The sequence below is a fragment of the Kitasatospora aureofaciens genome (assembly GCF_001188955.3).
Taxonomy (GTDB): domain Bacteria; phylum Actinomycetota; class Actinomycetes; order Streptomycetales; family Streptomycetaceae; genus Kitasatospora; species Kitasatospora aureofaciens.
Window position 1 is genome coordinate 1 of the sequence record NZ_JPRF03000063.1, and the last position, 21,135, is coordinate 21,135.

A 21,135-nucleotide genomic window follows, 5' to 3' on the forward strand; every position below is an offset into this window, starting at 1 on the left:
CGGACCGGGCGGCCGGCCGCGCCCTGGGGCGAACTGCTGCTGGCCGCCGTGCTGTCGGCCGCGGTCGGGGCCGGGGTGGCGGCGCTGGCCGGGCGGCGGCCGGAGTAGGCGACCGCGGGCGCAATTGCGGACACACCGCGGTGAAGAGCCGATACATGTGGACAGCGCTCGTTAGGGTGACGAACCCCGGGCATCGGCGCCCGACCCGGCCAACCCCGCCTCCCCCAGGACGGTCCGTGGCGACACCCTCCGCCGTGACGAGATCCGCCGCCCGGCCGAACCGGCCGGTGCCGAGCCGGCGCACCACCGAGCTGGTGCTGGTGCTGGCCGCCGTCCTGACCGCCGTGTTCGGCTACGTCGAGGTGGGGGTGAACCTCGACGGCGAGGTGCCGGCCGACGCCGCCCGGTACGGGGCCGAGTTCGGTGTGCTCGCCCTGGCGGCGCACGGCGTGGTCCGGTGGCGGGCCCGGTACGCGGACCCGCTGCTGCTGCCGATCGCGGTGCTGCTCAACGGGATCGGACTGGTGGTGATCCACCGCCTCGACCGGGCCACCCCGGGCCGCGAGGCGGCCTCCGCCCAACTGCTCTGGTCCAGCCTGGGAGTGGCGCTGTTCATCGCGGTGCTGCTGCTGGTGCGCGACCACCGGCGGCTGCGGCGCTACGCCTACCTCGGGGCGCTGGTGGCGCTGGTCCTGCTGGTGGTGCCGGTCCTCTTCCCGCCGGTGTACGGCTCCCGGATCTGGATCGTCGTGGGGCCGCTCTCCTTCCAGCCCGGGGAGTTCGCCAAGCTCCTGCTGGCCGTCTTCTTCGCCGCCTACCTGGCGGTGCACCGGGACGCGCTGGCGCTCACCGGGCGCCGGGTCTGGCGCTGGCACCTGCCGCGCGGGCGGGTGCTCGGGCCGGTGCTGATGATCTGGGCGGCCTTCGTCGGGGTGCTGGTGCTGGAGACCGACCTCGGGATGTCCCTGCTGTACTTCGGCCTGTTCGTGGTGATGCTCTACGTGGCCACCGCGCGCACCGGCTGGATCGCGATCGGGCTGGGCCTGGCGGCGGTCGCCGCGGTGACGGTGGGCCGGCTCTCGCCGCACGTGCACAGCCGGGTGGTGGACTGGCTGGATCCGCTGGGGTCGATCGCGGCCGGCAGGGGCGCCAACCAGATCGCCCAGTCGCTGTTCGCCTTCGCCTGGGGCGGGGAGCTGGGGACCGGGCTGGGCAACGGGCACTCGGTGCTGATCGGCTTCGCCGCCAAGTCGGACTTCATCCTCGCCACCATCGGCGAGGAGCTCGGCCTGACCGGGCTGGTCGCGGTGTTCCTGCTGTACGCGGTGCTGGTCTCGCGCGGCTTCCGGACCGGCATCGCGCTGCGCGACCCGTTCGGGCGGCTGCTGGCGATCGGGCTGGCGGCGACCGTCGGCCTGCAGGTGTTCGTGGTGGCGGGCGGGGTGCTGGCGCTGATCCCGCTGACCGGGATGACCATGCCGTTCATCGCCCAGGGCGGCTCCTCGGTGGTCTCCAACTGGATCGTCGTCGCGCTGCTGGTGCGGATGAGCGACGACGCCCGGCGGCCCGCTCCCGCGCCCTTCCCGGCGCCCGGGCCGGAGGTGGGCTGATGGCCTCGACCCGAGCGCGGGGCAACGGCCCGCAGGGACTGCCCGGGATCTCGGTCACCGGGCGCCGGGCGGCCACCTTCTGCCTGCTGCTGGTCGGGGCGCTGTGCGTGCAGGCCACCCGGGCGCAGGTCTTCGAGTCCGCGGACCTCGACCACAACACCGCCAACCAGCGGCTCACCATCGAGCGGTACGCCCGGCCGCGCGGCGACATCCTGGTCGGCGGCCGCCCGGTGACCGGCTCCCGGCCCACCGGCGGGCGGTACGCGTACAAGCGCGGCTACACCGACGGCCCGACGTACGCCGCCGTCACCGGCTTCGCCTCCCAGGCGTACGGCAACAGCCAGCTGGAGGGCACCGAGGACGGCCTGCTGACCGGCACCGACGGCCGGCTGACCGGCTGGTCGCTGTGGGACGCGATCACCCGCCGGCAGAACCCCGGCGGGGACGTGCACACCACGATCGACCCGGCGGCCCAGCAGGCCGCGATGAGCGGGCTCGGCGGCCGGAAGGGCGCGGTGGCCGCGATCGAGCCGGCCACCGGGCGGATCCTGGCGCTGGCCAGCACCCCCTCCTACGACCCGGGCGACTTCGCCGGCTCCTCGGGCGCCGACCGGACGGCCTGGAACCGGCTGCGGGACGACACCGACCAGCCGATGCTCAACCGGGCGCTGCGCCAGACCTACCCGCCGGGCTCGACCTTCAAGGTGGTCACCGCCGCCGCGGCGCTGAGCGCCGGGGTGGTCACCGATCCGGGTGCGCCGACCGACGCGCCCTTCCCGTACGTGCTGCCGGGGACGACCACGCCGCTGGTCAACGACAGCGCGGACTGCGACCGGCCGGGGCTGTCGCTGGACGCCGCGATGACCGCCAGCTGCAACAGCGTGCTGGGCTACCTCGGGGTGCGGACCGGGCTGTCGAAGGTGGTGGCGACGGCCGAGGGCTTCGGTTTCAACGACCCCCGGCTGGACGTGCCGGTGCGCCCGGTCCGGTCCAACGTGGACACCTCGATGGACCCCGCCGAGCTGGCGCTCTCCTCGATCGGGCAGTTCGACACCGCGGCCACCCCGCTGGTGATGGCGATGGTCGCGGCCGGGATCGCCAACGACGGGACGGTGATGCGTCCGCAGCTCGTGGACAAGCTGACCAGGAGCGACGGCACCGAGGTGGAGCTGATGAGGCCGGCCGTCTACCGGCGGGCGGTCACCCCGGCGGTGGCGGGGCAGGTGCGGAAGCTGATGACCGACGTGGTGGAGGACGGCACCGGCGGCAACGCCCGGATCGCGGGGGCGGTGGTCGGCGGGAAGACCGGCACCGCCCAGCACGGGGTGGACAACAGCGGGACACCGTACGCCTGGTTCATCTCCTGGGCCGGGCCGGCCGGCTCGGACGCGGTGCCGCCGGTCGCGGTGGCCGTGGTGGTGGCGGACAGTGACGCCACGGACGTCACGGGTGGCGCACTGGCCGCCCCGATCGCCCGCTCGGTGATGCGGGCGGTGCTGGGCCGCTGACCCGGCAGGCCTCTGACCTGCTCTTCTAGCCAAGGCCCGGAAACTCCGCCGCGTGCGAAGTGTCCGGTTTGTGATGTCTGATACGCCAATTCGTACAATGCGCCGATCAGTATTGTTTGTTTGCGACACTGGTGTCTTCGCCGGGTACTGTCCCATGTTTGTTCGGTTGGTTCCCGATGACACCTCCCAGTGCCTCGGGTGACCGGCCCCTAGGACACCCTCCCCCGCCTAGAAGGACCGCAGTTTTGGCCAGCAACACCTTTGGTGCGCGTCTGCTGCGACGCAAGCCCGTCTCGACCCTGATCGCGGAGAGCGAGGGCCACGGCCTTCCGGCCGGCGCACCCGAGGAAGGCGGACGCTCCGGCATCCACCTGCGCCGCTCGATCGGCCTCTGGCAGCTGTCCGCCATCGGCATCGGCGCCACCATCGGCACCGGCATCTTCTTCGTGCTCGGCAGCGCCGTCCCGCAGGCCGGACCGGCCGTCATCCTGTCCTTCGTGGTCGCCGCGGTCACCGCGGGGCTCACCGCGCTCTGCTACGCCGAGATGGCCTCCGCGATCCCGGTTTCCGGCTCCTCGTACTCCTACGCCTACGCCACCCTCGGCGAGGGCGTCGCCTTCGGCGTCGGCATCTGCCTGCTGATGGAGTACGGCGTGTCCGCCTCCGCTATCGCGGTGAGCTGGGCCGAGTACCTGAACAAGTTCCTCGACCTGGCCTTCGGGCTCAGGATCCCCGAGCAGCTCTCCGGCGCCCCCGGCGGTGGCCACTGGTTCAACCTGCCGGCGCTGCTGCTGGTCGCCATGGTCTGCTTCCTGCTGGTCCGCGGCGTCAGCGAGTCGGCGAAGGTCAACGCGGCCATGGTCGGGATCAAGATCGTCATCCTGCTGCTGTTCATCGGCGTCGCCCTCACCGGCTTCAAGTCCGGCAACCTGACCCCGTTCATGCCGCTCGGCATCGGCGGCGTGCAGATGGCGGCCTCCAGCATCTTCTTCTCCTTCATCGGCATGGACGCCGTGTCCACCGCCGGTGAGGAGGTCAAGAACCCGCGCCGCACCCTGCCGATGGCGATCATCATCTCGCTGGTCGTGGTGACCCTGCTCTACATCCTGGTCGCCCTGGCCGGCATCGGCGCCCAGCCGTGGACCGAGTTCGGCGGCCAGGAGGCCGGGCTCGCCCAGATCATGCAGAACATCACCGGCCAGAGCTGGCCGGCGATGATCTTCGCGGTCGGCGCGATCATCTCGATCTTCAGCGTCACGCTCGTGGTGATCTACGGCCAGACCCGCATCCTGTACTCGATGGGCCGCGACGGCATGCTGCCCAAGCGTTTCGCCCAGCTCTCCCCGCGCACCGGCACCCCGGTCTGGAACACCCTGGTGGTCGGCGTCGGCGTGGGCGCGCTGGCCGCGTTCATCCCGCTGGACGTCCTGGCCGACATCACCAGCCTCGGCACCCTGATCGCCTTCTCGGTGGTCTCGATCGGCGTGATCGTCCTGCGCCGCACCCAGCCCGACCTGCCGCGCGGCTTCAAGGTCCCCGGCTACCCGGTCGTCCCGCTGCTCAGCGTCGGCTTCTGCATCTACCTGATCACCGGCCTGCACGCCGACACCTTCCGGGCCGGGGCGATCGCCCTCGCCGTCGCCGTGGCCGTCTACTTCGGCTACAGCATCAAGCACTCCCGGCTGGAGCGGGCCGAACAGCCCGTCCCGGTCGACACCAACGCCGGCTGACCGTGCCGTTACCCAATCGTGAAGGGCCGCCGCCAGGTACGACACCGGGCGGCCCTACGCGCGTAAACCGCCATCAACCGCCCGACGCGATGGCGACAGGGCCCCGCCCGCACCCATAACCTTCCACCATGGTGAGCACCCGCACGCCCGGCTTCTCCCGCCCGCGCGGCCGCTTCACCGGCCGCGCCAGAACGCCGGCCCAGTCCATCAGCGCCGAACTGCCGTCCAGACGGAGACGGCCGCCGACGGGCTTCTCGACCCGACCGTTCCCCCGGCAGCGTGGCGAGAGCACCTTTCCGCCCACGCCCGATCGGTGGAATCCCGCCCGACTCGCCTCGCTGCGCCGGGTCCAGCTGCTCGGCTGCCTGATCGCGGCCGGCTGGGCCGCCGCCTTCCCGCTGGTCTCCGACCTGGCCAACCAGCGGCTGTGGGGCCTCGTCGCGGCCCCCGCCTACCTCGTGGCCGGGCTCCTGTGCCTGACCCTGCCGCGCCGCTTCGCCGCCGAGGCCGCCGCCGTGGTCGCCCTGGTCGGAGCCGTGCTGGCCCCGCTCGGGCTACTCGCCGTGACCGGTCGGCACCAGTCCGAGGTCATGGTGGTCGAACGTTCCGCCCACCTGCTGCTCACCACCGGGGACGTCTACCTCCAGCACCCCGTGGTGGTCACCGACTACAACCCGTACCTGCCGGCGATGTCGCTGTTCGGACTGCCGCGCCAGCTGCTCGGCAGCTCCACCGCCTTCGCCCGGGTCGCCGGGGACGCCCGGATCTGGTTCGCCCTCACCTTCATCGCCTGCCTGCTGGGAGCCTGGCGGCTGCTGCGGCCCTCCAGGGACCGTGCGCCACTGCTGCCGCTGGCCGTCCTCACGGCCTCGCCGCTGATAGCGCTCGCCCTCGTCGTCGGTGGGGTGGACCTGCCGCTGATCGGGGTCTGCTGCCTGGCCATGGCGCTCGCCGAGCGGGACCGCACGGTCAGCGCCGGACTGGTGCTCGCCCTCGCCTGCAGCCTCAAGTGGACCGCCTGGCCCGCCCTGCCGGTGGCCGTCCTGCTGCTCTGGCGGCTGTACGGGCGTCGGCCCGCCGCCCGCACCGCGCTGATCGGGGCCGGGGTGAGCGCGGCGGTGCTGCTGCCGTCCGTGCTGACCCAGCCGCAGGCACTGCGCGACCAGGTGGTGCGCTTCCCGCTCGGGATGACCGCGATCCGCACCCCGGCCGGCAGTCCGCTGCCCGGCAAGGTGCTGGCCGGCTTCGGACCGACCGGGCACTCCGTCTCGCTGGCGCTGATGACCACGGCCCTGGTCGGGGTGGCGATCTGGCTGCTGGCCCGTCCGCCGGTCTCCGCGATAGCGGCCGCCGACCTGCTGGCCGCCGGACTGGCGATCGCCTTCACGCTCGCCCCGGCCGGCCGGTTCGGGTACCTGGCGCTGCCGGCCGTGCTGATGATCTGGCCGCGGCTGGCGGCCCGGCGCTGGACCAGCCGCCGGCCGGTGCCGCCGCGCCCGGTGCCGGACGCGCCGGCGCCCGCCGTGCCGCGCCGTTGAGCCCGCACGACGACGGGCCGTGACGCGACGGAGCCCGCCCCGCCGGTGACGGCGGGGCGGGCTCCGTACGTTTCGCGGACCGGGGCGTCAGTGGCCGGCCTTGAGGAGCGAGGCGACGGCCGGGCCGGCCGCGTCCACTCCGTGCCCGCCGCCCTGGACCTCGGCGGCGACCGCGAGGTTGCCGCGGAAGGCGGTGAACCAGCTGTTGGTGGTGGACGCGCCCTGGACCTCGGCGGAGCCGGTCTTGGCGCCCGCGTTGTCGGTGATCCCGGCCATCACCTGGCTGGCCGTGCCGCCGACGGCGGTGGCGTTCATCATCGCGCGCAGCTTGGCGGCGACGTCCGGCGAGATCTGCCGGGCCGCCTGCTGCTGCGGCAGGCCGGCGACCAGGACCGGCTGCTTGAACGAACCGCTCTGGACGGTCGCCGTGACCGAGGCGATGGCCAGCGGGTTCATCTGGACCTTGCCCTGGCCGATGTAGTTCATGGCCTGCTCGTCCTTGCTGCCCGGGGTCGCCGGGATCTTGCCGTCGGCGTTCGGCAGGCCGGTCTTCCACTCCAGGCCGATGCCGTACACGTCCTTGGCGGTGCCGGCGAGCGTCTCGGGCTTGAGGCTGGTCAGGCCCTGGTTGATGAAGGCGGTGTTGCAGGACACCATGAAGTCCTTCTGGAGCGTGTACTCCGGGAAGGCGCCGGGGAAGTCGTTCGGGATCGCCACCGGGTTGCTGCTCTTCTCCGGGCAGGCCACCGGGGTGTCCGGGCTGAGCCCGGCCTCCAGCAGGGCCGTGGAGGTGACGATCTTCATCGTCGAGCCGGGGGCGAGCAGGCCGGTGAAGGCCCGGTTCTGGCCGGTGGCCGGGGCGTTGGCGAAGGCCAGCACCTGACCGGTGCTCGGCTCGATCGCCACGATGGAGCCCTGCTTGCCGCCCAGGTCGGTCATCGCCTTCTCGGCGGCGGCCTGGAGGGTGTTGTCGATGGTCACCTTGAACGGCTTGCCGGGCTTGGGCTCGACGATGGTGAACAGCTTGTCCGAGGCGGTCTTGCCGGACGGGTCGGTGATCACCACCGCGCTGCCCGCGTCCTGGTCCTTGTTCGGGTCCGGCGGCAGCAGCTTGCGGGCGTTCTCCTGCAGGCTGGCCATCAGCGCCGGGGTGAGCGAGGCGCCCTGCAGCGCCTTGCCGTTGCGGTCCACCACGGTGGACGGCGGGGCGAAGACCTGCTGGGTGGCGATCGTCTCGTTGCCGGACAGGTGCGGGTGGATCACCGAGGGCGCCCAGTGCACGGCCGGGGTGTTGTCGCTCATCTTCACGACGCTCAGGAAGCCGTTGTAGTCCCAGACCCGGCTGGTGCCCTCGAACTCGGCGCGGGCCTTGAACCCCATCAGCACGCCGGTCGGCCCGGGGGTGGCGGACGGCGAGTCGCCCGCGCCGGGGGTACCGGTCGCGGACGGGGTGGCCGAGGCGGCGCCGGTGGGCTTGGCCGGGGTGGGCGTGCCGGTGGCCGAGGCGAAGGCCTGCGGGGTGGCCGGGCCGGCCGGGGTGAGGGTCAGCGCGCTGGGCTTCACCTGGGTCTTGAAGGCAGTCAGCGCGGTGGTGGCGGCCGTCGGGTCGTCCGTGAGCGAGGCCGCCTTCGCGATGTCGCCGGAGGCCCAGGCCGCCAGGAAGTCCTTCGCACCGCTCGCCGCCTGGTCGGCCGAGGGCGGGTCGGCGACCACCGTGCGGGGCTTGCCACCGGACCCGGAGTCCGAGCCGCCCATCAGGCTGTACGCCCCGTAGCCGCCGCCCGCGAGGACGACGATGGACACGCCGGTGATGATGCCGATCTTCGCGCCACTGCGCATGGTGCAAATCCCCCAGGGGTCTCGCGGCCGGGCGCAACCGGCGGGGCCGGAAACGCGGTACGTGCACCACCCTAGGCAGCCCTGATGAGGACGCCGACGAAACGCCGGGGACTTGTGACGGATCTGGTACGTGTCGTGGACCGGGTACGGACGTCCCGGGGGAACGGTGTGTCGGCCGCCCCCCGGCCGGGCCGGCGGCTCAGATCCAGCTGTTGAACCACATCCGGGCGCGCCAGTCCTCCAGCGGGATGGTCTGCCCCGTGAACAGCGGGAAGAAGTACAGGAAGTTCCACATGATCAGCAGCACCAGCAGACCAGCCGTCGCGGAGCCGATGATCCGGCGGTCCCGCGAGGCGCCGGCCGGTCCGATCAGCGCACCGATCAGCATCGTCACGGCGAGGACGAGGAACGGGACGAAGACCACCGCGTAGAAGAGGAAGATCGTCCGCTGCTGGTACAGGAACCACGGCAGGTAGCCCGCGGCCAGGCCGCACAGCAGGGCGCCCGCCCGCCAGTCCCGCCGGAACGCCCAGCGCCACAGGCAGTAGACCAGCGCCAGCACCGCGGTCCACCACAGCAGCGGGGTGCCGATGCCCAGCACCTCGCGGGCGCAGTCGCTGACGGTGCAGCCGTCCTGGCCGAACTTGGGGGACTCGTAGTAGAAGGACACCGGGCGGCCCAGCACCAGCCAGGACCACGGGTTGGACTGGTAGGTGTGGGGGTCGGTCAGGTGGGTGTGGAACTCGTAGACCGTCGAGTGGTAGTGCCACAGGGCGCGCAGGCCCTCCGGTATCCACGGGTAGTCGGTGGAGCGGCCGACCGCCCAGTCCCGGCCCCAGCCGCCCCGGCCGGGCGCGTTGCTGCTGGCGAACCAGCCCCACCAGGAGGCCAGGTAGACGGTCACCGAGACCACCACGACCGACACGAAGGCCGGCACCACGTCCCGGGCCAGCACCGCCAGGTACGGGCGCGGCGCCCCGGCCAGTCGTCGGGCGCCGACGTCCCACAGCACGGTCAGCACGCCGAAGGCCGCCGCGACGTACAGGCCGCTCCACTTGGTGGCGCAGGTCAGGCCGACGCAGACGCCGGCCGCGATCCGGTACGGGCGCCAGCCCAGGTTGAGCCGCTGGGCCCGCGCAGGGTCCGCCACCCCTCCCAGGCGCGCCGCCAGCCGGCCCCGGGTGTGGTCCCGGTCCAGCAGCAGGAAGCCGAAGGCCGCGAGCATCCAGAACATCACCACGAGGTCGAGCAGCGCGGTCCGGCTGAGCACCAGGTGCAGGCCGTCCACCGAGAGCAGCAGGCCGGCCACGCAGCCCAGCAGGGTGGAGCGGAACATCCGGCGGGCGATCCGGGCCAGCATCAGCACCGACAGGGTGCCGAGCAGGGCCACCGCGAACCGCCAGCCGAAGGGGTTCATGCCGAACAGCTGCTCACCCGCGCCGATGATCCACTTGCCCACCGGCGGGTGCACCACGTACGACGCCGTCGAGCGGTACGGGACGGCCGCGCCCGGCGTCATGATCGTCGTGTTGGCGTCCTCCGGCCAGTTGATCTCGTAGCCGCCCTGCCAGAGCGCGTAGGCGTCCTTGGCGTAGTACGTCTCGTCGAAGATGATCGCGTGCGGCTGCCCCAGGTTCGTGAACCGCAGCAGCCCGGCGAACACCGCCACCGCGATCGGGCCCAGCCAGCCGGACCAGCGGCACAGGAAGTACCAGAGGCCCTGCGGCAGCGTGATCCCCAGCCGCAGCAGCACCGGGGACTGCGGGACGCCGGGCTCCGTCACCCCGGGGCCGTCCGGCATCGGCGGGACCAGTCGCTCGGTGAGCGTGCCGGTGGGGCGGGCGCGGTAGCCGTGCCGGGCCAGGCGCTCCCGCCAGCTCAGCGGCGAGCCGGGTGAGCGGGGGGACGGCAGGCCGGCACCGCCCTGCGCGGAGTGGTCCGTACCAGTGGGCGCCTGCGCCGCCGTGTCGCCGTTCATCCGCCACATCGTAGGGGCGCTCCTCGTACGTGTGAGCGGTCCCTCGGAAGCTGCCCGAATCGTCACCAAAAGCCCCGGCGCCCGCGAACTGCAAGGATGGGGCCCGTGACAGGAGTACTCGTTCTCGCAGGCACCCCCATCGGCGACGTCTCGGACGCCCCGCCCCGGCTGCTCACCGAGCTGGCCACGGCGGACGTGATCGCGGCCGAGGACACCCGGCGGCTGCGCCGGCTCACCCAGGCGCTCGGGGTGACCCCGGCCGGGAGGGTCGTCTCCTACTTCGAGGGCAACGAGGTCGGCCGCACCCCCGAACTGGTGGAGGCGCTGCTCGGCGGCGCCCGGGTGCTGCTGGTCACCGACGCCGGGATGCCCTCCGTCTCCGACCCGGGCTACCGGCTGGTGGCGGCGGCCGTGGAGGCGGACGTCAAGGTCACCGCCGTGCCCGGGCCGTCCGCGGTGCTCACCGCGCTGGCGCTGTCCGGCCTGCCGGTCGACCGCTTCACCTTCGAGGGCTTCCTGCCGCGCAAGGCCGGCGACCGGGCCCGGCAGCTGGCCTCGATCGCCGCCGAGCCGCGCACCATGGTCTTCTTCGAGGCGCCGCACCGGATCGCCGAGGCGCTCGCCGCGATGGCCGAGGCCTTCGGGCCGGAGCGGCCGGCCGCGGTGTGCCGCGAGCTCACCAAGACCTACGAGGAGGTCAAGCGCGGGCCGATCGGCGAGCTGGCGGCCTGGGCGGCGGAGGGCGTCAAGGGCGAGATCACCGTCGTGGTCGCGGGCGCCCCGCCGGCCGCGCCCCGGGAGCTGACCCCGGCCGAACTGGCCCGGCTGGTGGCCGTCCGGGAGGAGGCCGGGGAGCGGCGCAAGGAGGCCATCGCGGCGGTCGCGGTCGAACTCTCCGTGCCAAAGCGGGAGGTCTTCGACGCGGTGGTCGCGGCCAAGAAGGAGGCGTCGGGAGAGGCCCTGAAAAAGGGGTGAATTTCCGGGGGTTGCGAGGCGGGCGGGGAGTCGTACGGTGGAGAGAAGGCCCCGGTAAACGCCCGCTGAGCTGAAGTTTCGGTCCTGGTGGGCGGGCTCCGGGAGGCCCTTCGTATAGGGCTTCCCAACCCGCATCCAAGCTTTCACAAGAAGGGCGTCGGACGGGGCGGTCCGGGCATTTCCTGGAATGGAAAGACCCAGCCGGGCGAGCGCCCGACGGGCAGTGGGAGTTGGCTATGAGCGACACGATCGGTAGCCCCCGCAGTGGCAACGCGCTGAACGTCCCCGGCCTGGCGGGGCGGGCGCACACTCCCGTCGAGACCGTACGGGAGGCCTACTCCTTCGCCTGCCTGCGCTGCGGGTACGGCTGGGAGCAGGCGTACGACATCGAGCACCATGTGGCCAGGGACGGCCACATCGTGTTCGAGTACCACGCCAACGGTGTCCGGGTGCCGTCCCCGCTGCTCAAGCCGACCTGCCCGGGCTGCGGTGGCCACACCGTCCGGATCATGCGCGAGGGCCGGGTGGCCTCCGCCGACCAGCCCTGGCAGCACGCCCCCGGCTACCCGGCGCACGCCGAGCCGGCCGGGGCGACCCCGGTGCCCGCGGTGCCCGAGCCCGTGAAGCCGCGCGGGCGCTGGGCCCGGTTCTGGGCGCGGCTGCTGGGCTGACCGTCGGACCCGGGGCCGCCCGCCGCGAGCAGCGCGGCGGGCGGCCCGCCGTACCCGGCCGCAACGCGGTCGAGGGGTGCGTTCGGGCCCGACTAAGCTTGCCGACCATGGCGGCCACTGCAGACCACAGCACCACCGGGGCGAGCGCCCCGGCGTACTACGTTTCCACTCCGATCTACTACGTCAACGACCGTCCCCACCTGGGCCACGCGTACACCACCGTGGCGGGCGACGTCCTCACCCGCTGGCACCGCCAGCGCGGCGAGAAGGTGTGGTACCTGACCGGCACCGACGAGCACGGCCAGAAGATCATGCGGACCGCCGAGGCCAACGGCGTCAGCCCGCAGGAGTGGTGCGACAAGCTGGTCGAGGAGGCCTGGAAGCCGCTCTGGCAGCACCTGGAGATCGCCAACGACGACTTCATCCGCACCACCGAGGAGCGGCACACCGCCCGGGTGCAGGAGTTCGTCCAGGACCTGTACGACAAGGGCGAGATCTACAAGGGCGGCTACTCCGGCCCGTACTGCGTCGGCTGCGAGGAGTTCAAGCTCCCCTCCGAGCTGCTGGACGGCGCCACCGAGGACGAGAAGCTCTGCTCCGTCCACAAGAAGCCGGTCGAGTGGCTGGAGGAGGAGAACTACTTCTTCCGCCTCTCCGCCTACGCCGAGCGGCTGCTGGAGTTCTACGCCGCCAACCCCGACTTCATCCAGCCGGCCTCGGCCCGCAACGAGGTGCTGCGCTTCGTCGAGCAGGACCTCAAGGACCTCTCGATCTCCCGCTCCACCTTCAACTGGGGCGTCCCCCTGCCCTGGGACGAGAAGCACGTCCTCTACGTCTGGGTGGACGCGCTGCAGAACTACATCACCGCGGCCGGCTACGGCAGCGACCCGGAGCGCTTCGCCGAGCTGTGGCCGGCCTCCGTCCACCTGGTCGGCAAGGACATCCTGCGCTTCCACGCGGTGATCTGGCCGGCCATGCTGATGGCCGCGGGCCTGCCGCTGCCCAAGCGGGTCGTCGCCAACGGCTGGCTGATGGTCGGCGGCGAGAAGATGTCCAAGTCCAACCTGACCGGCATCGCGCCCACCGACCTCACCTCGCACTTCGGCGTGGACGCGTACCGCTACTACTTCCTGCGGGCGATCCCGTTCGGCACGGACGGCTCGTTCTCCTGGGAGGACTTCACCGCCCGCTACACCTCCGAGCTCGCCAACGACTTCGGCAACCTGGCCTCCCGGGTCGCCGCGATGGTCGGCAAGTACTTCGGCGGTGCGCTGCCCGCCTCCGCCGCGCACGGCGACGCCGAGCAGGCCGTCGCGGACGGGCTGCGCACGGCCGTCGAGGTCGCCGACCGGAAGATCGGCGAGGAGCTGGACTTCGCCGGCGGCCTCGCGGCGGTCTTCGAGTTCGTCAAGCAGGTCAACGGCTACCTCACCGAGCAGGAGCCGTGGAAGGTCGCCAAGGACGAGTCGGCCGAGGGGCAGGCCCGCCTGGCCACCATCCTCTACACCGCCGCAGAGGCGCTGCGCGGCACCGCCGTGCTGCTCAACCCGGTGATGCCGTCCACCGCCGAGAAGCTGTGGGCCTCGCTGGGCGCCGCCGAGGGCCTTGGCGCGCTCGCCGCGCAGCCCGTCGCCACCTCCGGCGACTGGGGCCGGCTGCCCGCCGGCGCCACCGTCACCAAGGGCGAGATCCTGTTCCCGCGCCTGGAAGAGAAGCCGGCCTCCTGATGCCCGCCAAGGACGACGACCGGTCGACCCCGCCGCCACTGCCGCAACCCCTGGCCGTGGCGGTGGCCGACTCGCACACCCACCTCGACATGCAGGCCGGCACCCCGGCCGAGGGGCTCGCCCGGGCCGCCTCGGTCGGGGTCACCACCGTGGTCCAGGTGGGCTGCGACGTGCCCGGCTCGCGCTGGGCCGCCGAACTGGCGGCCTCGTACGAGCAGGTGCACGCGGCCGTCGCCCTGCACCCCAACGAGGCGCCGCGGATCTTCCTCGGCGATCCGGACGGCTGGTCCGGGCAGCAGCGCCCGGCCGGCGGCCGGGCGGCCCTGGACGAGGCGCTCGCCGAGATCGACGCGCTGGCCGCCCTGCCCCAGGTGCTCGCCGTGGGCGAGACCGGCCTGGACTACTTCCGCACCGGGCCGGAGGGCGTGGAGATCCAGAAGGAGTCGTTCCGCCGCCACATCGAGATGGCCAAGCGGCACGGCAAGGCGCTGGTCATCCACGACCGCGACGCCCACGAGGACGTCATCGCCGTCCTGCTGGCGGAGGGCGCCCCGGAGCGGACGGTCTTCCACTGCTACTCCGGCGACGCCGAGATGGCCAAGGTCTGCGCCGAGCACGGCTGGTACCTCTCCTTCGCCGGCCCGGTCACCTTCAAGGCCAACCAGCCGCTGCGGGACGCCCTGCTGGCCACCCCGCTCGACCGGATCCTGGTCGAGACCGACGCCCCCTTCCTCACCCCGCACCCCTACCGAGGCCGCCCGAACGCCCCGTACCTCATCCCGGTCACGGTCCGCTCGATGGCGGCGACGCTGGGCCTGCACGAGGACGAGCTGTCGGCGGCCGTCGCGGAGAACACCGCCCGGGCCTTCGGGTACTGAGGCTCGCCCCCGGCACCGGTGCGTCCGGGCGCCGGCCCGTGCGCCCGTATCCTTGGCGCGTGAGCACCACCGACCCCACCCCTGACAGCCACCTGCTGGGCGCCGCCGACATCCGGGAGCTGGCGGCCGCGTTCGGCGTGAAGCCGACCAAGCAGCGCGGGCAGAACTTCGTCATCGACGGCAACACCGTGCGGCGGATCGTCCGGGCCGCCGAGGTGACGGAGCAGGACGCGGTGGTGGAGGTCGGGCCCGGGCTCGGCTCGCTGACGCTGGCGCTGCTGGAGGTGGCGCGGCACGTCACGGCGGTCGAGATCGACCCGGTGCTCGCCCAGCACCTGCCGGACACCGTCGCCGCCAGGATGCCCGGCAAGGCGGACTCCTTCGACCTGGTGTTCAGCGACGCCATGGAGGTCACCGAACTGCCCGGCCCGGCGCCCACCGCGCTGGTCGCCAACCTGCCGTACAACGTGGCCGTGCCCGTCCTGCTGCACATGCTGGCGACCTTCCCCAGCATCGAGCGGACCCTGGTGATGGTGCAGAGCGAGGTCGCCGACCGGCTCGCCGCCAAGCCCGGCAACAAGGTGTACGGCGTGCCGTCGGTCAAGGCCAACTGGTACGCCGAGGTGAAGCGGGCCGGCGCCATCGGGCGCAACGTGTTCTGGCCCGCCCCCAACGTGGACTCCGGGCTGGTCTCGCTGGTCCGCCGCGAACCGCCGAAGACCAGCGCCAGCCGCGCGGAGGTGTTCGCGGTGGTCGACGCCGCGTTCGCCCAGCGCCGCAAGACCCTGCGCGCCGCGCTGGCCGGCTGGGCCGGCTCCGCCGCCGGGGCCGAGCAGGCGCTCGCGGCCGCCGGCATCGACCACAAGCTGCGCGGCGAGATGCTGACGGTGGAACAGTTCGCCGCGATCGCCGAGCACAAGCCTGTGAGGGACAGCGAGTGATCACCGTACGGGTGCCGGCCAAGGTCAACGTCCAGCTCGGGGTCGGCGGACTGCGCGCCGACGGGTTCCACGACCTGGCCAACGTCTTCTTCGCGGTCGCGCTGGGTGACGAGGTCACGGCAACCTCCGGCGAGGGCGTGACGCTGACCTGCTCCGGTCCCGACGCCGGGGCCGTCCCGCTCGACGACAGCAACCTCGCCGCCCGCGCCGCCCGGCTGCTCGCCGCCCACCACGGGATCGCCGACCCGGGCGTGCACCTGCACATCGCCAAGGCCATCCCGGTGGCCGGCGGCATGGCCGGCGGCAGCGCCGACTGCGCCGCCGCGCTGGTCGCCTGCGACGCGCTGTGGAAGCTCGACACGCCCTTCCAGACGCTGCTGGAACTCGCCGCCGAACTGGGCTCCGACGTGCCGTTCGCGCTGCTCGGCGGCGTCGCGCTGGGCCGCGGCCGGGGCGAGATCCTGGAGCCGCTCGCCGTCTCCGGCACCTTCCACTGGGTCTTCGCCGTCGCCGACGGCGGGCTGTCCACCCCGGCGGTCTTCCGCGAGTGCGACCGGCTGCGCGAGGAGGCCGGCACCGGCTCCAGCGACACCGACGTCCGCACCCCCGACGCCGACCCGGCGCTGCTCGCCGCCCTCGCCGAGGGCGACGCCGTCGCCCTGGCCGCCGCGCTCGCCAACGACCTCCAGCCCGCGGCACTCTCGCTGCGCCCCTCGCTGGCCGCCACCCTGCGGGCCGGCACCGAGGCCGGCGCGCTCGGCGCCCTGGTCTCCGGCTCCGGGCCGACCTGCGCCTTCCTGGCCAAGGACGCCGAGGCGGCCACCGCCGTCGCCGCGGCCCTGCTGGCCTCCGGCACCTGCCGGGCCGCGCACGCCACGTACGGGCCGGTGCCGGGCGCTTCGGTGGTTTCCTGACGCGTCCGGGGCTGCCGGCCGGGCCCATTAGGCTGGAGTGATCGGGGAGCCCCCGAGAGGGGGCGTCCCACCGCTGAGGGCGGGCCGCCCCGCGACCGCCGAACCCAGGAGCGCAGCACACGTGGCCGTCAACCTCGCCACCATCGAGTCCGTCACGAAGGTCTACGGCACCCGCACCCTGCTGGACGCGGTGAGCCTGGGCGTGAGCGAGGGCGACCGGATCGGCGTCGTCGGCCGCAACGGCGACGGCAAGACCACCCTGATCCGGATGCTCGCCAAGCTGGAGGAGCCCGACGGCGGCCGGATCACCTGGAGCGGCGGCCTCGAACCGGCCGTCCTCACCCAGCACGACTCGCTCGATCCCGAGGCGACCATCCGGCACGAGGTCATCGCCGACCGCGCCGACCACGAGTGGCTCGGCGACGCCCGGATCCGCGACATCATCGAGGGCCTCTTCGGCGGCCTCGACCTCCCCGGCTTCGCCGACGGCCTGGACACCGTCATCGGCCCGCTCTCCGGTGGCGAGCGCCGCCGGATCGCCCTCGCCAAGCTGCTGCTCGGCTCCCCGGAGCTGATCATCCTCGACGAGCCCACCAACCACCTCGACGTCGAGGGCATCAACTGGCTCGCCCAGCACCTGCAGAAGCGCCGCTCCGCGCTGGTCTGCGTCACCCACGACCGCTGGTTCCTCGACCAGGTCTGCACCCGGATGTGGGACGTCCAGCACGGCGAGGTGCACGAGTACGAGGGCGGCTACTCCGACTACGTCTTCGCCCGCGCCGAGCGCTCCCGGATCGAGGCCGTCGAGGAGCAGAAGCGCCAGAACCTGGCCCGCAAGGAGCTCGCCTGGCTGCGCCGCGGCGCCCCCGCCCGCACCTCCAAGCCGCGCTACCGGATCGAGGCGGCCAACGCGCTGATCGCGGACGTGCCCGACCCCCGGGACAAGAGCGAGCTGATGAAGTTCGCCAACGCCCGGCTCGGGAAGACCGTCTTCGACCTGGAGAACGTCACCGTCAAGGCCGGCCCCAAGCTGCTGCTGGAGAACCTCACCTGGCAGCTCGGCCCCGGCGACCGGATCGGCCTGCTCGGCGTCAACGGCGCCGGCAAGACCTCACTGCTGCGCGCCATGCGGGACGCGTACGCCTCCGAGGGCGACGTGCAGCCGGCCTCCGGCGTGATCAAGGTCGGCAAGACCGTGCGGCTGGCCTACCTGTCGCAGGAGGTCGCCGAACTGGACCCCGAGACCCGGGTGCTGCAGGCCGTCGAGCAGGTGCGCTCGCGGGTCGACCTCGGCAAGGGCCGGGAGATGAGCGCCGGGCAGCTGTGCGAGCAGTTCGGCTTCGGCAAGGACAAGCAGTGGACGCCGGTCGGCGACCTGTCCGGCGGCGAGCGGCGGCGGCTCCAGCTGCTGCGGCTGCTGATGGACGAGCCCAACGTGCTGTTCCTCGACGAGCCGACCAACGACCTGGACATCGAGACCCTCAACCAGCTGGAGGACCTGCTCGACGGCTGGCCCGGCTCGATGGTCGTCATCAGCCACGACCGGTTCTTCATCGAGCGGACCACGGACGTCGTCCACGCGCTGCTCGGCGACAAGAAGATGCGGATGCTGCCGGGCGGCGTGGACGAGTACCTGGAGCGGCGGGCACGGATGGCGGCCGCCACGGCTTCTTCCTCGGCTTCCTCCGGTTCCTCCGCCTCCTCCGGTTCCTCCGCTCCTTCCGGTTCCTCCGTCGGCGCTCCGGCTGGTGAGGGTGCCGCCGCCGGGCTGTCCGGTGGGGACCTGCGCGCCGCGAAGAAGGAGATGCAGAAGCTGGAGCGGCAGATCGCCAAGCTGGACGAGAAGGAGTCCAAGCTGCACACCCAACTCGCTGAGCACGCCGCCGACTTCTCCAAGGTCGCCGAACTGGACGGGCAGCTGCGCGCCGTCCGGGAGGAGAAGGAGGAGCTGGAGATGAGCTGGCTGGAGCTGGCCGAGCAGGTCTGAACCGCCGCCTTCCGCGGCCGAACTACCGCTTCCTGAGCAGTACTTCGAGTTCGTCCGCCGCACGGCCCAGCGCACTGAGCGCCGGGTCGTGCGGCGCACTCGGCCGGGCCGCCGGGCTGGTCGGCGGCCGGTGCTCACGGGCCGCGGCGGTCAGTTCGTCCAGCGCCCGGCGGACCCGCTCCGTCTCGGCCGGGTCCGGCACCCGGCCGCCGTACCGGACCTGCGCGGCGAACGCCGCCACCGCGCCGCCGAGCCGCTCCAGCGCGGCCGTGGCCGGCAGCCACTGCTCGGCCAGCCGCCCGGTCGGCGGCGGCTCGGCCAAGCCCTGCCGCACCTCGTGCCGGGCGTCCGCCAACGACCGGTAGGCCGTACGGCGCAGCCACACCTCGCCCGTCCTCCGGTGGTCGGTCACCGCGTCCAGGTAGGCGCGCAGCGCGGTCGTCGCGGTGACCAGCCGGGGCTCGATCCGGTGGCGCGGACGCTCCGGCCACAACAGGTAGCCGAAGAGCAGCACCACCGCGCTCGCCAGCACGCTGTCCAGCACCCGGGGCCAGAACTCGGCCGCGCTGCTCTGCCCGCCGAGTTGGAGCAGGACCAGCGCCATCGGCGTCATCACCAGGGTGTTCAGCCCGTAGTGCGCCGCCGTGGCGTACGGCAGCAGGGCGACGCAGAGCGCCGCCACCGCGGTCAGCGCCCACTCCTCGGTGGTCAGCGACAGCAGCGCCGCCGTCACCGCCACACCGAGCACCGTGCCGACCGCACGGCTCACCGCGCGCAGGAACACCGAACCGAGATCCGGCTTCAACACGAAGGCGATCGTCATCGGCACCCAGTAGCTCCTGCTCAGCGGGAAGTTCGCCGTCACCACCGAACCCGCCGCGATGCACAGCGCCACCCGCAGGCCGTACCGGACCGACGGTCCCGACAGCAGCCCGGCCCGCAGCCGCCACGGGTCCGGCGGGGGCGCCGGAGCGGTACCGATCCGCGCCGGGCGGCCCGCCACGGCCTCGGCGGCGGCCCGCAACGCCACGTCCAACGCCTGCCGGGCCGGGGTGTCCGGCCCCCAGTCCGGCACCACCACCTCGCCACCGCCCCGCCGCACCGCCTCCGCCAGCAGCCCCGGCACCGCGGCCACCTCCGGCGGGACGGGCCGCCAGGCCCACAGCAGGCCCGTCGCCGCCTCCGTCGCGGCCAGGGCCGCCTCGTACATCGGGCGCAGGCCGGCGCGGTCCGGGCGACGGCGGTTCGGCAGCAGGTCCTGCAACTGGTTCAGCCGGGCCGTCAACACCCGGCGCGCGCCCGCGCCCCGCACCGTGCCCAGATCGGCGAGGGTGCGGCCGAGGGCCTCGTACACCGCCGCCAACGCCCGGTTGCGCGGATCGGAAGCGGGCCGGCGGTGCGCGGTGGCCGGCAGGCCCAGCAGCACCACGAACGCGGCACCCACCAGCATCATCGGCGCCGCCGCCCACCACGGCCCCGGCAACGGCATCCCGCTGCCCAGCGCGGCCGACACCAGCAGCAGCATCCCCGCCGCCGAGCCACGCGGACCGGTCGCACTCAGCGCACCCGACACGAACGCCGTCAACGTCAGTCCCACGCCGAGCACGGCGGCACCCACGTGCGCGTGCTGCAACGCCGTACCGACCAGCATCCCCGACGCCGAAGCCGCCACCGCGGACCCGACCCGGCCCACCCGCAGCAGCACCGGCTCGACCCGGTCGTTCATCGTCGCGTGCATCGCCCCGAGCCCGGCGAACACCCCCAGGTCCAGCCGATGCGACAGCAGCCCGACGCTCAGCGGCACCGCCAACCCGACCGCCGCCCGGACCATCAACACCACCGGCACCGGCGGCCGCGCCGGCCGCACGGCACGGGCCCACCAGGGGGTCGGGATCTGCTCGTGCGCAGGCATGCCGTCACGTCCGTTCTGCGGCCTCGGGTCGCTGCTGTGCGACGTTGCGCGGCAGATGGGGCGTACCGGGTCAGTCTACCCAGCGGCCGGAAGCGGGTTGTACGTGTCAAGTTCGTACCGATCGAGCCCGGGCAGGCCAAGGTCCCTGCCGGTCCGACAGAGGCGGTGGCTACCATGACGGAGGCGGCAGACCGCCCCCAGGGCGGGCGGTCGAACCGACCAGGACGGTCAGATCCAGAAGTTGACGGTGTGTTGCGGCCGGAAGGGCCCGGGAGTAGCCGCCCGGGCGTCCGGCCGTACGGGGGAGGAGTGGATTGCTGTGACGGATCCGACGAGCAGCGCGCCCAGCGCGGGGACGACGCCGTCGGGGGCCAGCCCGACTGGCGGGGGCGCGTATACCTTGCCCGCCAACCCCAAGATGTACGGCCCCACCATCAGTGAGTCGCAGACCTATTCGAGCGCCCAGGACCTCGTGACCGCCTTCGGTGGGCAGAACGTCAAGATCGAGATTGACACGCTCACTGTCTTCGCGAACAAGGTCGAGGCGCTGCTCCAAGCGATGGAGGGGTCAGCGGCCGCGCCGTACAACATGAAGGAGCAGAAGCTTCAGGGTACGGACTTGGCCAGCGCCACGTTCACGGAGGCGACGGACCTCACGACCGCCTACGGCAAGGTGCATGCGGAGCTCGTCAGGCTCCACAAGGACTTCTTGTCCCAGATCACGGCCATGAAGGACGCGGTCGCAAAGTCGGCGGGCGCCTACCAGACGAGCGATGACAATGCGGCGGCTGCGCAGAAGGCGGTCGCGCAGAGCGCGGGCGTGACCACGCCGAAGGTGGCGGCGAACAGGCCTGCATCGAAGGGCGCCGAGGCCGACTACTAAAGAGCGGCTCGGGGGAAGACGTACGGGGAGACGGGGAGCAGGTA

At 72.9% G+C, this 21,135-nt stretch carries 15 protein-coding genes; 12 read left to right on the forward strand and 3 right to left on the reverse strand.

Features of this window, described 5'->3' with window-relative positions:
- Positions 1–254 precede the first annotated feature (254 nt).
- The 4 genes from HS99_RS32870 to HS99_RS32885 all read left to right on the forward strand — a co-directional run bounded on the left by HS99_RS32870 (position 255) and on the right by HS99_RS32885 (position 6,386).
- Positions 255–1,610: an FtsW/RodA/SpoVE family cell cycle protein gene (locus tag HS99_RS32870; protein WP_046386541.1), complete on the forward strand. Its 1,356-nt coding sequence runs from the start codon at positions 255–257 to the stop codon at positions 1,608–1,610.
- Positions 1,610–3,118: a penicillin-binding transpeptidase domain-containing protein gene (locus tag HS99_RS32875; protein WP_078938872.1), complete on the forward strand. Its 1,509-nt coding sequence runs from the start codon at positions 1,610–1,612 to the stop codon at positions 3,116–3,118. The genes HS99_RS32870 and HS99_RS32875 overlap by 1 nt, the downstream gene beginning before the upstream one ends.
- 176 nt (positions 3,119–3,294) lie before the next feature.
- On the forward strand, positions 3,295–4,848 hold the full coding sequence (locus HS99_RS32880; RefSeq protein WP_046386535.1) for an amino acid permease: 1,554 nt from the start codon (positions 3,295–3,297) through the stop codon (positions 4,846–4,848).
- 128 nt (positions 4,849–4,976) lie between these two features.
- A complete protein-coding gene (locus HS99_RS32885) occupies positions 4,977–6,386 on the forward strand; it encodes a glycosyltransferase 87 family protein (protein ID WP_051835514.1) in 1,410 nt (469 codons plus the stop codon).
- 87 nt (positions 6,387–6,473) lie between these two features.
- On the opposite strand, the gene HS99_RS32890 is transcribed toward HS99_RS32885, so the two are convergent.
- Positions 6,474–8,225, reverse strand: coding sequence for a penicillin-binding transpeptidase domain-containing protein (locus HS99_RS32890; protein WP_030552324.1), 1,752 nt, complete (start codon positions 8,223–8,225; stop codon positions 6,474–6,476).
- Positions 8,226–8,424: 199 nt separating this feature from the next.
- A complete protein-coding gene (locus HS99_RS32895; protein WP_030286430.1) occupies positions 8,425–10,203 on the reverse strand; it encodes a dolichyl-phosphate-mannose--protein mannosyltransferase in 1,779 nt (592 codons plus the stop codon).
- Between the two features lie 105 nt (positions 10,204–10,308).
- On the opposite strand from HS99_RS32895, the gene rsmI reads away from it, so the two are divergent.
- From rsmI to HS99_RS32930, 7 genes are all read left to right on the forward strand, one after another.
- Positions 10,309–11,178 carry a 16S rRNA (cytidine(1402)-2'-O)-methyltransferase gene (rsmI, locus tag HS99_RS32900; RefSeq protein ID WP_030286429.1) on the forward strand — a complete coding sequence of 290 codons (870 nt, stop codon included), beginning with the start codon at positions 10,309–10,311 and terminating at the stop codon, positions 11,176–11,178.
- 236 nt (positions 11,179–11,414) lie between these two features.
- Positions 11,415–11,849 carry a hypothetical protein gene (locus tag HS99_RS45975; protein WP_046386534.1) on the forward strand — a complete coding sequence of 145 codons (435 nt, stop codon included), beginning with the start codon at positions 11,415–11,417 and terminating at the stop codon, positions 11,847–11,849.
- 107 nt (positions 11,850–11,956) lie between these two features.
- Positions 11,957–13,576: a methionine--tRNA ligase gene (gene metG / locus HS99_RS32910; RefSeq protein WP_030286425.1), complete on the forward strand. Its 1,620-nt coding sequence runs from the start codon at positions 11,957–11,959 to the stop codon at positions 13,574–13,576.
- The gene (locus tag HS99_RS32915; protein WP_030286423.1) at positions 13,576–14,454 is read left to right on the forward strand and encodes a TatD family hydrolase; all 879 of its coding nucleotides are present in this window, start codon (positions 13,576–13,578) and stop codon (positions 14,452–14,454) included. Before metG ends, HS99_RS32915 begins: the two co-directional genes overlap by 1 nt.
- A gap of 59 nt (positions 14,455–14,513) precedes the next feature.
- Entirely contained in the window at positions 14,514–15,395 is an 882-nt protein-coding gene (rsmA, locus tag HS99_RS32920; protein ID WP_030286421.1) for a 16S rRNA (adenine(1518)-N(6)/adenine(1519)-N(6))-dimethyltransferase RsmA, read from the forward strand.
- Positions 15,392–16,309: a 4-(cytidine 5'-diphospho)-2-C-methyl-D-erythritol kinase gene (locus tag HS99_RS32925; protein ID WP_030552322.1), complete on the forward strand. Its 918-nt coding sequence runs from the start codon at positions 15,392–15,394 to the stop codon at positions 16,307–16,309. The genes rsmA and HS99_RS32925 overlap by 4 nt, the downstream gene beginning before the upstream one ends.
- A gap of 121 nt (positions 16,310–16,430) precedes the next feature.
- Positions 16,431–18,296: an ABC-F family ATP-binding cassette domain-containing protein gene (locus HS99_RS32930; RefSeq protein WP_030286417.1), complete on the forward strand. Its 1,866-nt coding sequence runs from the start codon at positions 16,431–16,433 to the stop codon at positions 18,294–18,296.
- Positions 18,297–18,318: 22 nt separating this feature from the next.
- Here the strand turns inward: HS99_RS32930 and HS99_RS32935 are convergent, their stop codons facing one another.
- Complete coding sequence (locus HS99_RS32935) at positions 18,319–20,208, reverse strand: FUSC family protein (RefSeq protein WP_030286415.1); 1,890 nt, start codon at positions 20,206–20,208, stop codon at positions 18,319–18,321.
- A 319-nt stretch (positions 20,209–20,527) separates the two neighbouring features.
- Here HS99_RS32935 and HS99_RS32940 point away from each other — a divergent pair, with 319 nt between their 5' ends.
- A complete protein-coding gene (locus HS99_RS32940; RefSeq protein WP_030552320.1) occupies positions 20,528–21,091 on the forward strand; it encodes a DUF2563 family protein in 564 nt (187 codons plus the stop codon).
- The last annotated feature ends 44 nt before the right edge of the window (positions 21,092–21,135 follow it).